This window comes from Pseudobutyrivibrio sp. 49 (genome assembly GCF_900100545.1).
GTDB lineage: Bacteria > Bacillota > Clostridia > Lachnospirales > Lachnospiraceae > Pseudobutyrivibrio.
On record NZ_FNDP01000004.1, the window covers coordinates 1 to 15,374 of the forward strand.

At 35.9% G+C, this 15,374-nt stretch carries 8 protein-coding genes and 1 pseudogene; 1 reads left to right on the forward strand and 8 read right to left on the reverse strand.

Going from position 1 to position 15,374, the window contains the following annotated elements; translation table 11 throughout:
- Positions 1-325 (forward strand): annotated as a pseudogene (locus BLP54_RS05295) (transposase); the annotation flags it as partial.
- 402 nt (positions 326-727) lie between these two features.
- Here the strand turns inward: BLP54_RS05295 and BLP54_RS05300 are convergent.
- The 8 genes from BLP54_RS05300 to BLP54_RS05335 form a co-directional block, all read right to left on the reverse strand.
- The gene (locus BLP54_RS05300; RefSeq protein WP_090167510.1) at positions 728-2,452 is read right to left on the reverse strand and encodes a methyl-accepting chemotaxis protein; all 1,725 of its coding nucleotides are present in this window, start codon (positions 2,450-2,452) and stop codon (positions 728-730) included.
- Between the two features lie 12 nt (positions 2,453-2,464).
- Positions 2,465-3,892, reverse strand: a complete 1,428-nt coding sequence (locus BLP54_RS05305; RefSeq protein WP_090167512.1) for an extracellular solute-binding protein — start codon at positions 3,890-3,892, stop codon at positions 2,465-2,467.
- 131 nt (positions 3,893-4,023) lie between these two features.
- Positions 4,024-5,034, reverse strand: a complete 1,011-nt coding sequence (locus tag BLP54_RS05310; protein ID WP_074789019.1) for a GGGtGRT protein — start codon at positions 5,032-5,034, stop codon at positions 4,024-4,026.
- A gap of 21 nt (positions 5,035-5,055) precedes the next feature.
- A complete protein-coding gene (locus BLP54_RS05315) occupies positions 5,056-5,748 on the reverse strand; it encodes an iron-sulfur cluster assembly scaffold protein (protein ID WP_015549537.1) in 693 nt (230 codons plus the stop codon).
- A gap of 204 nt (positions 5,749-5,952) precedes the next feature.
- Positions 5,953-8,334 carry an HD-GYP domain-containing protein gene (locus BLP54_RS05320; RefSeq protein ID WP_090167514.1) on the reverse strand — a complete coding sequence of 794 codons (2,382 nt, stop codon included), beginning with the start codon at positions 8,332-8,334 and terminating at the stop codon, positions 5,953-5,955.
- 16 nt (positions 8,335-8,350) lie between these two features.
- Positions 8,351-12,361 carry an ATP-binding protein gene (locus BLP54_RS05325; protein ID WP_176754479.1) on the reverse strand — a complete coding sequence of 1,337 codons (4,011 nt, stop codon included), beginning with the start codon at positions 12,359-12,361 and terminating at the stop codon, positions 8,351-8,353.
- A 17-nt stretch (positions 12,362-12,378) separates the two neighbouring features.
- On the reverse strand, positions 12,379-14,508 hold the full coding sequence (locus BLP54_RS05330; protein ID WP_090167518.1) for an HD domain-containing phosphohydrolase: 2,130 nt from the start codon (positions 14,506-14,508) through the stop codon (positions 12,379-12,381).
- A gap of 184 nt (positions 14,509-14,692) precedes the next feature.
- On the reverse strand, positions 14,693-15,361 hold the full coding sequence (locus BLP54_RS05335; protein WP_090167520.1) for an acyltransferase: 669 nt from the start codon (positions 15,359-15,361) through the stop codon (positions 14,693-14,695).
- Between the last annotated feature and the right edge of the window lie 13 nt (positions 15,362-15,374).

Consider the following 15,374-nt stretch of genomic DNA (forward strand, 5'->3'; position numbering starts at 1 on the left):
TAAGGAATACAAAAGCTGTGGTCACATATGTGAGAAGTGTGAGTTCTTAGGACAATGTACAGCCAGCAAGAATCATGTAAAAATTGTAACTCGTCATGTCTGGGAAGAATACATGGAAGCATGTGAAGATATAAGACAGACCTTAGGTATGAAAGATTTATACTCTCACAGAAAAGAAACCATTGAAAGAATCTTTGGGACAGCTAAAGAGAATCATGGTTTCAGATATACACAGATGTATGGTAAGGCGCGCATGGTAATGAAAGTCGCGCTTACCTTTGCGTGTATGAATTTAAAGAAGCTAGCAAAAATACAGCAAGAATGGGAATTGAAAATAGCCTAAAAACAGGTCTTTTTACACAAAAATCAAAATAGAATCTTAGAAAAGAGGAAAGGATGCTGCAAAACTTGGTTTTGCAGCATCCTCTTTGTCTACACTCTGAGAGCTCTTGGATAAACCAAGAGCTCTAAAATACAATATAACAATGACAGTCGGGCTCATTTAAAGAAATCTCCTTTGGAGATTTGAGCCCTCCAGTACATTTTTGTGAAAGCTTTCAGCTTCCCCAAAAATGTAATTTAGAACTTACCAGCAGTAGCAGCTTCCTCAACTGAAACTGCAACTTACATTATTCATGTCATTGTTTGAAACAATTGCATAGATAATAAATGCAGCTAGAATAACTGCATTTACAACAATATTTTGGAAGGTAATTGAAATCAATTACTAAATCTTTGTAAAAATAGCTGTTTCCTCTTCAAGCTCTCCAGCTATCTTCTGGTTCTCGTCCATACGTTTAGAAATATTATCCATATCATATACCAGATTCTGAGTGCTTTCGGCTGCAGAAGAAACGCCCTTAACACCATCTTCTATGGCCGAGGTAATACTACTAATGGATTCTGCTATCTCAGTGAATGTATCTTTAAATCCTTCTGTTATATCAGTAAAATCAGCCATAACCGATTCAATATAATCAGCATTATCCTTATACTTTTCACCATCTTCTACGAAACGTTCAAATTCTGGAAGAATAGAATTCTGCATGTAATCTACCAACTCATTTGCATTATCTGCGAGGTTATGAACCGCATTAACTACTACAGAGTTAATCTCCTGAATATTAGCAGCAGTCTGACGGCTGTTTTCTGCAAGACCACCAATCTCATCTGCAACAACAGCAAAACCTTTTCCTGCCTCTCCCGCTCTGGCAGCTTCAATTGAAGCATTTAAAGAAAGCAAATTGGTCTGGCTTGCGATACTCATAATATCATCTGTAAGTGAGTTTACCTGATCTACACTTTGGCTATCTGTAATAGCCTGATTTAAAGCTGCAAGAATGTTATCAACCTTTTTATTTGTTTCATCCATGTTCTCTCGAGCATTCTGTTCCATAACATCAGCATGCTCCTTCATAGTCTTAGAATATTCGTTGATTTCACGGCTCTTATTCGCCATCTCATCAACTTCGATTCTTACCTGCTCTGTGTTGTTATTTATCATGCCAGCACTATTTGCCACCTCCTGCATGGTAGCAGAAAGCTCTTCTGTTAATGCTGACAAATCCGAAGCACTGTCATTTGATGTTTTGACACTTCCCATAACATCATTAACTACCTTGTCCATGGCTGTTGAATTGTTAGTAATCATGATAAAAATACCCTGAAGACGTTCTATAAACTCATTAATACCACGACTAAGCATTCCTATTTCATCGTTGGACTCAATAGTTAATCTTCTTGTCAAATCACCTTCTCTACTATTTATACCATCAATAATTTCATGGAGTTCTGATTCTGCCTTAGTAACAGGGCGCAATATTTTTCTTGCAACAACTATAACAGCCGCAATTACTGAAATTATACTTATAATTACAATTATCAAACTTGCAAAACTTGCAACCATGTTTGCGGTAGATAAAGCCTGTCTTTGAACATCTGATTCAGTGTGAATTGCTGCAATGACATTATCTATATCCTGATTAAGTTTCTGTGCACTTTCAGCTACCTGTCCGTTTGCAGTAGCATATGCATCCTTCGTTCTCTGATTAGCACTCTGTGCCAGAAGAATCATTATAGAATCCTTAAAGCTTTGGAAGTCAGCTTTCATAGTTTCAAAATTTGTATCTTCAGCCGCAAACTGATTTCCATACTCGACCATGGCATTATCTAATACAGCTTCCTCTTCTTCTATCTTTGATACCACTGAAGTCATTGTCTCAAAATCAGTAGCAACAATATGAGAAAGAGCAAGTGAATGAATATCCTTTGCTGTTTGGCCAATTGTATCAAGTTCTGTAATAGCAACCATATATTCATCTGCAATTTTTGTAGCAGTATGATTAACCTTGCTCAAATTAAAGAGTGCCATAACATTAGAAAAAATAGATAGAATTCCCAATAAAAGGACTGGGATTAAAATATATAATCTAATACTTGTTTTCTTACTCATCCTGACGCCCTCCTATTGCTTATTTTCCTCTGAATTTTCTGTTGTAGTTTCTTCTATAATTTCCTCTGTTGTTTCTTCTGTTGTCTCTTCTGTAGCTTCTTCTACAACATCTTCAGTTGCTTCTTCTTTATTTTCTTCTGGAGCAGCTTCACCTTCTTCTGTTACCAGGTCACCAGTGGATTCCTCTCCAGTAATTTCTGTTACCATTTCATTTAAAAGAACCTGAACATCTTTACCCGAAGGATTACCCTGGCTCATAAGCGTTCCAAAGTTAGCTGCCGGATCCCAATAGGTTCCGCCAACTCTCTGCAAGCTTGAATATTCTGCCTGCTGTTGTAATGCCTGAATAGCTTTAGATTCTGCAACAGCACCTGCGCCTGAAGCATTTGTATTAGATGGTCCCTGTCCTCTCATTTCAAATCTTAAAGTCTGATTTTGCTCATTGGTCATCCAATCTGCAAATTTCGCTGCCCAAGCCTGATTTTTAGAATAAGAATTAACGCCTACAAGCTTATATCCTGCATAGTTGGACATCTGAACCTGCTGTCCTGCCACAGTATACGTAGGAAGCTTGCATGCAGCATAATTATCACCCCAAGCTTCCTTTATTCCATTTTCATCCCAAATACCACTAACACCAGCAGCAAAGGTGCCATCAGCTGCCCCACCTACAAATCCATCATTACTCTCACATGTAAATGCTGGATTTCTACCAATTGCAGCCATAGCCTCTGCAACATCTCTACCAGTTATATTTGTGTATTTTGCATTCCAATTGCAGTAGGTAGAAATTCCGTCATCATTAAGACCAATCTCCATGTCTGTATTTCCAAAAAACGCATACATGTACCAACCAGAATTCATCTCCATAAATACCTTTTGTCCTGCAGCACCTGCAGCTGCCATAAGACTATCCATAGACTGAACTGCTTCATCACTTATAACCGCTTTATTATAAAATAAGAAATATCCATTATCTGCTGTCAATGGGTAAGCATATAATGTTCCATTTACGGAAGCAGCGTCACTTGCAGCTGCTAAATTTCTACCTGAAATCTCACTGTCATTTTCAACTTTTTTAAGGACACCAGAAGCAACTAAAGCCATGAGCTGATCATCAGCAAAAGTGAATACATCTGGAGCATTTAACACATCTCCAAGTATTTCATCCTTAGCACTGGATTCACTATGAGCCTCAAAGGTAATATTGAAATTTGCCATACTACCATACTCTTTAATGAAGCCACTGATTATTTGATTAACCAGCTCTTCATCTTCATCGGCTCCCCAAACTCTTAGAGAAACATCACCCGATGGCAATCCAGTCTCTTCCTCAGGAGCTTCGGCTGTTGCTGCAGTCTCCTCCTTGGAACCACATCCTGCGAAAAGAGCTGTGATTAACAATAAAGAAACAAAAAAACTAAAAAACCTTTTGCTCATAGAAAAACCTCCTACATGCATAAATCAATTGATAGCAATACAATAGCATATAAATGTTACAGAATTGTCAACAAGGGCAATAAAAAAGAGCCCTCAGGAAGCCTGAGAGCTCTTTAAAAATTTAAGTATAATTAGAACTTACCAGCTGTAGCAGCTTCCTCAACTGAAACTGCAACTGCAACTGTAGCACCAACCATTGGGTTGTTACCCATACCGATAAGACCCATCATCTCAACGTGTGCAGGAACTGAAGATGAACCAGCGAACTGAGCATCTGAGTGCATACGTCCAAGAGTATCTGTCATACCGTATGAAGCAGGACCTGCTGCCATGTTATCTGGGTGAAGTGTACGTCCTGTACCACCACCTGAAGCAACTGAGAAGTACTTCTTACCAAGGTCTACGCACTCCTTCTTGTATGTACCAGCTACTGGATGCTGGAAACGTGTAGGGTTTGTAGAGTTACCTGTGATAGAAACACCAACGTTCTCATGGTGCATGATAGCAACACCTTCCTGAACATCATCAGCGCCGTAGCACTTAACTGTTGCACGAAGACCATTTGAGTATGCCTTCTCAGAAACGATGTTAAGCTTTGCTTCCTTATAATCGTACTTTGTCTCAACAAATGTGAAACCGTTGATACGTGAGATAATCTGTGCAGCATCCTTACCAAGACCGTTAAGGATAACACGAAGAGGCTTCTGACGAACCTTGTTAGCCTTCTCAGCGATACCGATAGCACCCTCAGCTGCAGCGAATGACTCGTGACCTGCGAGGAAGCAGAAGCACTCTGTCTCCTCCTCAAGGAGCATCTTTCCAAGGTTACCATGACCAAGACCTACCTTACGGTGATCAGCAACAGAACCTGGAATACAGAAAGACTGAAGTCCCTCTCCGATTGCAGCAGCTGCATCAGCAGCCTTACGGCAATTCTTCTTAATAGCGATTGCAGCACCTACAGTGTAAGCCCAGCAAGCGTTCTCGAAGCAGATAGGCTGAATCTTCTTTACCTGCTCGTATACATCAAGACCAGCGTCCTTTGTAATCTTCTCAGCTTCTTCGATTGAGCTGATACCATACTTATTAAGAACAGCATTGATCTGATCAATTCTTCTCTCATATGATTCAAATAAAGCCATTTTAGTTTCTCCTTTCCTTTATTATTCCTGACGTGGATCGATAATCTTAACAGCATCGTCAACACGACCGTACTGGCCCTTTGCCTTCTCCCATGCTGTGTTAGGATCATCACCCTTCTTAATGAAGTCTGTCATCTTTCCAAGAGAAACAAACTGGTATCCGATAACTTCGTTATCAGCATCAAGTGCGATACCTGTTACATAGCCTTCAGCCATCTCAAGGTAACGAACACCCTTTTCCTTTGTTGCGTACATTGTACCAACCTGTGAACGAAGACCCTTTCCAAGATCCTCAAGACCAGCACCAACTGCAAGTCCGTCATCAGAGAATGCAGACTGTGTACGTCCGTAAACGATCTGAAGGAAAAGCTCTCTCATAGCTGTATTGATAGCATCGCAAACAAGGTCTGTATTAAGAGCCTCAAGGATTGTCTTTCCCTGAAGAATCTCTGCAGCCATAGCTGCTGAATGTGTCATACCTGAGCAACCAATTGTCTCAACAAGTGCTTCCTCAATAACACCATTCTTAACATTTAAAGATAATTTGCAGGCACCCTGCTGTGGAGCACACCAGCCGACACCGTGTGTGAAACCGCTAATATCAGAAATCTGCTTAGCGTGTACCCATTTTCCCTCCTCAGGGATAGGAGCTGGTTCATGCTTTGCGCCCTTTGCTACAGGACACATGTTTTCTACTTCTTTTGTGTAAATCATTGTAGAACTCCTTTCTTCGTTCGATATAATGACCATTAAAATGTAATTGCTACTTACATTAATGACATAATTTGGAACGTGCTTATGTACATAAGCACGCTATCGAGAATATTTTCTCATTTTTTGTTTATTTAGTAAAGTACTCTTTTGCACTTTTTGTTAAAAATTTGACTAAGAGTTATGCATAGAACCTAACTCATCATTCTATTCATAAATTCTAATGTCAGTAATGGCACATTGGTCACCTGTAATAGAAAAATATAGTTTTTCTGGCATAAGAAGAAACATAGTTTTATTCTTGATTTTAAAATCAGAATTTTCAATGGCCATCTCCAGAGTGTCGCCAGATATCCTAAACGAAATATGGCAGTCCATTCCCTTTTTATTTTTCTCTTTCCAAGTATCCCAATTCTTAAACTCCCTAGTTTTTTTAACTGTAGGATCATTGGTAGCAAGTGTTGAATCACTCTTTAGTTCACCATTCATTTGAATAAGAGCATATTCCAAATAATTTTCCCCATCAACCTTGCCATCATCTGAAGAGTACACGACTATAAAGGGGCAATTCCAAATGAAATTTGCCATTGGAAGGCTCATTGTATGGAATTCACAATTCAATCCATCCGTTATAAGAGTACCAACAGACGATGCCGAACGGAAACGATCAATCTGAAGATTAGGTAAATCTCCTTCAAGTCTGTAAATGTAATTGTTGGCTGGAGCAATTCGTGTGAACTGATCATCTGTAAATATCTCTTCTGTACGTTCTATATTAATGTTACTAATATTACAATATTCACCTGTGATGCCTATATAGGCGTACTTTGAATTCTCAGGTAAAGCCATAATAACATCTATAACTTCAGAATCACTTGATATGCTTATCTTTAGATGATCCCCACATTTAGCTGCAGTCATCTCATAGGCAGCACCGTAAAACTCCGAAATGCTTCCACTTTTTTGAGAAATTGTAACTTCCATGTTCTTAGCCTTAGTGGAATTATAGTGCCCATTAAACCAAATCTCCCCAAATTCTAAATAACCAAACGCGCTTATACTCTTCTCATCAGAATGGATTCTTCCATCGTAAGCATCAAAAACAATAATTGAAGGTGCCGAAAATCCCGTTGGCGAATCGCTATTAAGGCTCCATTCAAAACCGATTTTTGTAAACTTATCATCAATAAGAATTCCCTTTGTAACATTACTTCTATATTCATTAACAGAGAGGTATTCATCAGGCTTATTATCTATATCTTCCACATTTTCACGTAACTTATAGTCCTTATCGCTGTCAATAAGACTAATCATAATAGCTGCAAAACGTGGATCAAATGTTGTTCCTGATTTTTTTAAAAATTCTTCTCTAACAATCACTTGAGGATACGCATCCCTGTCACTTTTTCTTGAAGTCATATTGTCATAATAATCTGCAACAGCAATTATTCTGGCTATCTCTGGAATCTCATCACCTTTTAAGTGGTCAGGATATCCACTTCCATCATATCTTTCATGATGATAATGTGCTCCATCCTTTAAGAAAGGATATTCTGTGATATTAGACAATATATCCGCACCAATAATTGTTTCTCTTCTATAAATCTTCAATTCTTCTTCATTTAGATTGTTTCTTTTGTTTAAGATGCTTTCAGGAAGACCAACTTTTCCAATATCATGTAACAGTGCAGCATAATATATTTCATCACATTCTTTGTCACTTTTACCGCAGGTTTTAGCAATAGCTTTTGCATAATTTGCAACACGAGTAGAATGGCCCAATGTAAATACATCCTTAGCCTCAATAGCCCCCATGAAAGCAGATGATGTCTGATAGAAAAGACGTTGCATACTCTCCTGCTCTTTTTTCAAAAAGTCAATCTCGCTACGCTTGCCCTCCTCCATTTCTCGATTAAGCTTAAATAAAGCTACTACGTAAATAAATATGCAAGTTATAATAATTCCTATATTGGTCATTGATGTTCCTGCTATAAATAATTGAGCAATTGAGCAGATTAAAGGAACAACAATAAAAAGAGTATTTGAAAGATTAATTATCCAATCTAAATATCTTTTATATTTTATAATTGCAGTCAATTGAATCAAAGGCACGAAGAATGGGAAAATATAACTTATAATATATCCCGGTCCTCTGCTATAATTATTATTTGAATCAAATGTATAATATATTCCTGATAAGCCACAGAAAATACAAAGTATAATTCCAATAATCATAAATATCGTGCAAAAATCCAGTCGTAGCGGAGTCTTCTTCATCTTTCCATCATTCTTATATAAATCAATAAGATATAGATTGAATGCCAATACAATAACATCAGTAAATAGGTAATCCATGAAAATAGCAAGACGATGCATGAAAACACCTAATTGGGATATATCACCATTGTAGAAGTATGAAAGTCTATCAGAATAAAGCAAAGTCATTGCGCTTAGTTCCAAAAACAACAGCGTAATTCTTCTGCTTAATGGCAAAGCTCTAGCTACAACAACAAAAATTGCTATTGTTCCGCATATACTGCTTAGAGCCAGCATCAGATCCAATTGATGTTTGATAAAAAATTCTAACATCCTTCTTTCATCCTCTCTACAATGAGTGTAATTTTGTAAGCTTGGTATATAGACTTCTACATTCAGATAGGAAACTGTCTGTATTATCTGCTATATAATCTAAATCATTACGATTTCCTGCAGCCTCCAAAGACTCTGCAACTGCCACCAAATCATTAGCGCCTACAATTGAACAGGAGGTTCTTAAACTATGCATTTTAATAGTGTATAACTTGATATCTAAATTCTTATAAGCATCTTCTATTCCGTTAACATATTTATTTATGGCATCCATAAATGTAAGCAATGATGTCAGATATTGACCAGCCCCACCATTATCTCTAATTCCATCTCGTACATTAAGTTCCTTAATGTTATAAAGCCATTCTTTATCTTTTGGAAGTTCAGAATCCTCTTCATAACCTTCCGTATCAGATAGCTTCATGTAAATTTTTGTAGGAATGTGCTTTAAAATTGTTTTTTCCAACAATTTGCTATCTAAAGGTTTTAACAATACACCATTAAAACCTTTAGACTGATAGAATTCTTCATCCTCCATTGGTATGGAAGAAATAGCATAAACAGGAATATCGGGAACAATATCACGTACACGAATTAAAAGTTCTGAAGCAGTTATATCAGGCATATGACATTCCATCAATACAAGGTTATAGCTTCCAAATTTTATTTTCTCAAGGCATTCTTCACCTGTTGTGGCTGTTCCTACAAACATCTTTGTTTCTTTCAGAATGTTCTTGAAAATATTCAAGCTTTTCATATTGTTATCTACAACAAGAACTTCCGCCTCTGGAGCAACAAAACTAGGAATATAAAGTCCATTGGTTACCCTGTTCTCTTTTTCCTTAAATACACTAACTGGTGTTGAATTAACTATTTTTTGTCTAACCTTAAAAGTGAAGGTTGCCCCCTGCCCCTCTTCACTGGAAACCTCGATTGTTCCATTCATTAGATTAGCGAACATTCTAGATAAAGTAAGTCCCAATCCAAATTCATAAGGAACACCTACCGTCATATATCCAATAGTTTCAAAGGAGTTAAATATAACATCCTTGAATTCATCACTAATTCCTGGTCCTGTATCCTTTACAGAAATGTTCAAATCACAATAATTATTCTCTATTGAATCAACTGTTGCCCGTATAGTCACACCGCCATCAGAAGTATACTTAACCCCATTATTAATCAATGTCCAAATAATCTGGCTTAATTTATCAACATCTCCAAAAAGGCGGACTGGCATCTTTTCATCCACTTCGAACTCAAAAGATAGGCCTTTTTCATTGCAAAGATGTCTCGTTATTGATATTGCGCTTTGCATAGCCTCCACAGTATCGTATTCCTTTTCATTAACTGTAGCCTTTCCTGATTCTATATTGGATATATATATTAACGAATCAATTAACTCCAATAGATTTTCAGATGCATTTTTTATTTCAATAGCATCATTAATAATTGAGAAGAAATATTCATTAGAAGAAACTGTAGGATCTCTTCTAAGAATCATTTCATCGGCACCCATAATCGTAATCAATGGGGTCCTAAGGAAATTTGAAATATTAGCAAGGAATCGTTCTTTTACGCTATTTGCTCTTGCCAGTTCATCAGTGGTTTCCTGTAATTTTACATACTGTTTACTTATAGTTGTTCTAAGCAATATTCTCCATGCCAAAACACCACCTATAATTATGAACAATAATAAAATAACAGCCTGAACCAAAGCCATTTCAAAAAGTAATGGTTTCTTTTCAATGAGGAACTTTTTTTCCCGAAGAATTTCGTTTCCACTTTGATTCAACATTTGAAGATGTAGATTGTATGTTCCATATCTAAGACCGGTAAATTCCAACGGTCTAAGTTTATTAAGAAGCTCAGTTGCCCCCTGATCCTTCACTCCCTCTAGACATATATGTATCTTAGGATTAGTTTCAGAATAATCCAAAATAGCTGGAACAAAAGCAATTCGATTAGCCCCTGCTGGAATGATATATTTTCCATTTTTATCGGGATAAATGAATTTTCCGTCACATATAACCGAACGTAATTCAAAATTTAAATCAACATATTCTTCCACAAACTTTTCTATGTTAATTTTACAAACACCCTTACGACTTGATACATATAAATTTGAATTCTCATCTAAAGAACTGTAACTATTTCCCGTAGGAATACTTGGCAAGCCATTCAAAAGATTATAATGTATATATTCATTAACATTATCATCAATCATACTCTGAGCATTTACGCAATAAATACCATCAGAAGCAAGAACCCATAAGTCCTTACCATTTTCTTTAAAATATACATCATAACAATTGTTGTAAGGGAAAGATGTTACATTAACAATAATGTCGTTTTTAATATATTGTATGGAGTTTGAAGTAATTACCCAAAATACTTCCCTTGTTTTGTCCCAGATAATTCGCATAACAATATCAGAGGTCAAACCATTGTTGATACTATAATGTCTTAGACCTCTTTCGTTCAAAATATATATTCCGTTTCCATTTGTGCCTATATATAAATCTTTATCTTTTTCATAAAGAGACAAAATACTGTCATCTATTCTTAAGCTTTCAATATTCTTCTTCGATTGGGCTTTAAAATCCTTAATATAACTAATTCCTTTATTACCACCAACTACTATTGTGCCATCGGATAACTCTAATGAGCAGCGAACCTGCACACTAGGTAATCCCTCTTTCGTAGTAAAGTTTATAATTTCACCACTTTTTTTCTGACATACAAGGCCTAATCCATTGTTGTATACGCATAACCATAAATTATCCTGTGAATCACTCATTATATGCCGAACACAAGATTTTCCTATATACTCTGTTAGTTTATTTGTAACTTGATTTCCATAAATATCTAATATATAAAGGCCTTCCTCTGTTCCCATATAAAGGTAACCTTTATTTATATAATTTGCGTAAACCACAAGATTATTAAAATCATAACGACTGGTAACGCTGGTAAAATTGCAGGTAACTATTTTCATAACACCTGCTGTAGATGAAGCAATCCAAAGATTCCCCTGGTAATCAGACGTGAGCATTTCTATATCCGTATTCAGCGGAATATCTTTTATTTCCTTGAAATTTTTATGTTCATCTATATAACCAATAGAAGTGTGTGATGCTGCCCATACCCTGTCGCAATCAATACTAAGCCAATAAATGTAATCTAGTGGCTTGGCATTAATCTTTCGTAAATCCGAATAGGAATCACCAAAATTTCCGTAGTAGATTAATCCCGATTCTGTACCTATATATACCTTTCCAACATCATTAGGATCAGCAATAATTGTGGTAATAAAATCCAAATCTAAATCTGAAGCTCCAAGAATTCGTTCTACTTTTCCATCTATAAGTTTGAATATATTACCATTATCGCAATATCCATATATATCACCATAATAATCTCGTGTAAGTCTGACTATCCTTCCAGAATCTAATCTACTGTCATCAATACATTTAATATTGTCATCTTTATCGATAACAGCAATACCTTTTGAGGTTCCAATAATAAAGTTTCCTCTACCATCCTCAATTATGGACATAATGCATCGGGAAGGCAGGCCGTCTTCATCTGTAATATGTCTTCTATTCCTCTGTTCATCAAGAATAACCAAGCCATTATCATTTGTACCCACCCACATACGGCCATTTCTGTCCTGATACAGGCTTCTACTATTAGTAAGTCCATCGTATGAATCGAGCCTTTCAAAATCAGCTCCGTCATATCTTATTATTCCACTATATCCTCCTATCCAAATATAACCAGAATCAGAACACAAAATATAATTAGCATCTGAAGTAGGTAGACCATTTGTAGAATCATATACTTTTGCCGTATATCCAAAACCGTTGAGCTGATTAGAGGCAGCATATCCACCGCCGCCTTTTTTCTCCGTTTTCTCCTGCTTTGTCTCAGTATCTTTTCCATAGACATAAGGTTTCTTTTCGAAAGAAACCATCAAAGCAAAAATCAATATTAATAATGGCAATACTTTTATTCTTCGACTCATACTATAAATTGCCCCCATCAATATCTTCTAAAATTACTGTTGTTTATAACTGTTTTAACATCACTGATACATTCCAATAATGCATCCACACATTTAGGATCAAACTTTTTTCCTGACTCAGATTTAATAATCTCTATAGCTTCATCCAATGTGCAGGAGATTTTAAAGCCTCTAGGTGAGATTAATTCATCAAGCTCATTAGCCAGGCCCATAACTCTTGCTGACAGTGGTATAACTTCTCCGTGAAGTCCATCAGGAAAGCCCTTTCCATCCCATCTTTCATGGTGATAAGCTGCCATATTTCTGGCTTCTTTCAGATACGTATCATCATTTACTATTGCTATAGCCTTTTCCATAATGCGTCTTCCGTAAACCGTATGTAATTTGTATATCTCCTCTTCCTCATTAGTAAGTTCATCTCGCTTATTTATAATAGAATCAGAAATCTGAATCTTTCCTATATCATGAAGAGGCGCAGACATTTCAACCTCCTCCATATACTCATCAGAAAGTTTCTCAGAATAATAGCCCTTTTTCTTTAAACCATTTAATATAATTCGAACATATGCTGCTGTATTATGAACATGATAAGTAGAATTGATGTCTCTACTCTCAACAATACCTGCCAAAGTAATAATAAGCCCCGTCTGAGTTTTTCTTGTTGTATCCGCAAAATGCCGTAAATCTCTAACATATTCAGCCATTTCTGATTCCATTTGACATATAGTTCTATAAAGCTGTTCTACCTCATCACCTGTGCAAATGCCTATTGAACGTGTCTTTCGAACATTTTCATCTAATGCATTTTGATCGCCATGGCTATCCAGGAACTCACATGCAGCCTTTGTAATACAATTAATAGGAATAACAAGCTCATATCCTGCCTGAGTAAAACCAAAAATCAAAATCATAACAACAAATCCGGAAAAACATAGGAAAATTTTTATCAAATAATCCCTGGCATATTCGGAAAGAAATGACATATACACGTCAGAAATAGCATAACAAACTATTTCCCCATTGGAATTTCTTACAGGGTAAGAAGCAAACATAACGGATTTATCTCTATTAAACATAATCTCATGGATTACTTCTTTATTTTTAAAATAATCATTGTACTTAGAAAACTCATCATAATAAGGAATGATTATTCCATTATCTGAAAGAGTAACCCCTTCTTTTCCTACCTGAAATAGGTATAAAAAACCATTCTGTTCAGGAATAAAAAATGAAAGTTTTACAACACCCTGTGTGTTGTTTAACAGCATATTCATTTGATTTTCTACATCATGATACCCTTTGGCTTTGTCACCCCACTTTACATATTCGTATATTTCATCACCATCTAAGATTGATGCCGCGCTTTCTACTATTGCAAAAGCCTCATCTGAATACTCTTCTTTACAATCTTCATAATAGAAAGTAATACTAATCCAAATCATAATAATGCTTAGTAAACAAATTGTTGTAGAAAGTATAAAAATTATTTTTTTATGAATAGCTTTATTGGTACTTATATTTCTGGTTTCTCTGATTTCCTGAATTGTTAATGGCTTTTGCTTCCATCCGTAATTTGCAATATAGGTCCTCGTATTTTTAGGAACTAAAGCAAACAAAAAAATAGCTAATAAAAATGCAACTCCTTTATCAATTAAATTCAATAAAAATACAACTAAAATAAGCACAAGCGTATAGCTTTTCTCATCAGTTGTATTTACAAGTTGGGCTAATGCTTCAACATGCGATTCCATTGGAAGTCCAGAAATGTATATTTGAATAAAGATTCCTACAACTGAACAAATCAATGATGAAGCCAAGATAAAATAAAAGAATCTAAGTACTTTAGAAGATTTAGAATATCGCACACACCATCCTGCTAAAATAGCGATAATGACTGTAATTAAAGAATAATATAGATATCCAGGAGAAAAAATATTTAAAAGCATGCTTGTTATCAAACTAACAATAATGCCAGGCAAAACGCCTCCAAGAAATGTGACAAAAATGGTTCCTACAGTATCTAAGTACATAGGAATATCCATTTTTAAAGCAAGATAATTTAAGCAGACATTCAATAATATACCTGCAACACTAAAGATAATAAGATAATATTTGCTATAGTTTCTTTTAGTATAGTGAAAGCTCAAAACCACACCCCCGCAAAAAACCTAGAGTACACAGTACATAAATATCTTATAACAATAATATGTTTATTTTGTTTATTAAATATTAAAAATGCCTGTCCAAGAGATTGGTATCCTTCTCCTAATTTATTAGTGGAAGGATTCAATCACCTGGGCAGGCGTATTAATATATTAATATTGATTTAGTTTAATTCTTTTTTACAATATTATCCTGTGACTTAAAAATACTGTCAGATTCGATGACACCACGAACTGGTGAAAGAGGATAAATATTAGAACGAGGACAAACAACTGTGCCAGGATTAAGTACAGAATTGCAACCAACCTCTACATTGTCTCCAAGCATAGCTCCAAATTTCTTAAGACCAGTCTCAATCTGCTCTCCATCACGAGCCTTTACTACAACTAATGTCTTATCAGACTTAACGTTTGAAGTAATAGAGCCAGCTCCCATGTGAGATTTGTAGCCTAATACTGAATCACCTACGTAATTGTAGTGAGGAACCTGAACATTATTGAAAAGAACAACATTCTTAAGCTCTGTAGAATTTCCTACTACGCAGTTTTTACCAACAATTGCTGAACCTCTAACAAAAGCACACTGACGAACCTCAGCATCCTCATCAATAATAAGTGGGCCATTAAGATATGCTGAATCAAAAACCTTTGCAGACTTTGCAACCCAGATATCCTCTCCACGCTGTTCAAACTTCTCTGGATCAAGAGTAGGTCCTAACTTCTTAATGAAATCAGAAATCTCTGGAAGAACCTCCCAAGGATAATCCTTGCCCTCGAATAAATCTGCAGCAATAGTTTCATTTAAATTATACATAGATTTAATTTTAGCTTGTTCCATTGTAAACTCCTAT

What these genes read in the sequence shown, in the direction of transcription:
- BLP54_RS05305 (WP_090167512.1), bottom strand. Translation starts at nt 3,892, where the DNA reads ATGAGCAAAAGGTTTTTTAGTTTTTTTGTTTCTTTATTGTTAATCACA.
- BLP54_RS05300 (WP_090167510.1), bottom strand. Translation starts at nt 2,452, where the DNA reads ATGAGTAAGAAAACAAGTATTAGATTATATATTTTAATCCCAGTCCTT.
- BLP54_RS05320 (WP_090167514.1), bottom strand. Translation starts at nt 8,334, where the DNA reads ATGTTAGAATTTTTTATCAAACATCAATTGGATCTGATGCTGGCTCTA.
- BLP54_RS05310 (WP_074789019.1), bottom strand. Translation starts at nt 5,034, where the DNA reads ATGGCTTTATTTGAATCATATGAGAGAAGAATTGATCAGATCAATGCT.
- BLP54_RS05325 (WP_176754479.1), bottom strand. Translation starts at nt 12,361, where the DNA reads ATGAGTCGAAGAATAAAAGTATTGCCATTATTAATATTGATTTTTGCT.
- BLP54_RS05335 (WP_090167520.1), bottom strand. Translation starts at nt 15,361, where the DNA reads ATGGAACAAGCTAAAATTAAATCTATGTATAATTTAAATGAAACTATT.
- BLP54_RS05315 (WP_015549537.1), bottom strand. Translation starts at nt 5,748, where the DNA reads ATGATTTACACAAAAGAAGTAGAAAACATGTGTCCTGTAGCAAAGGGC.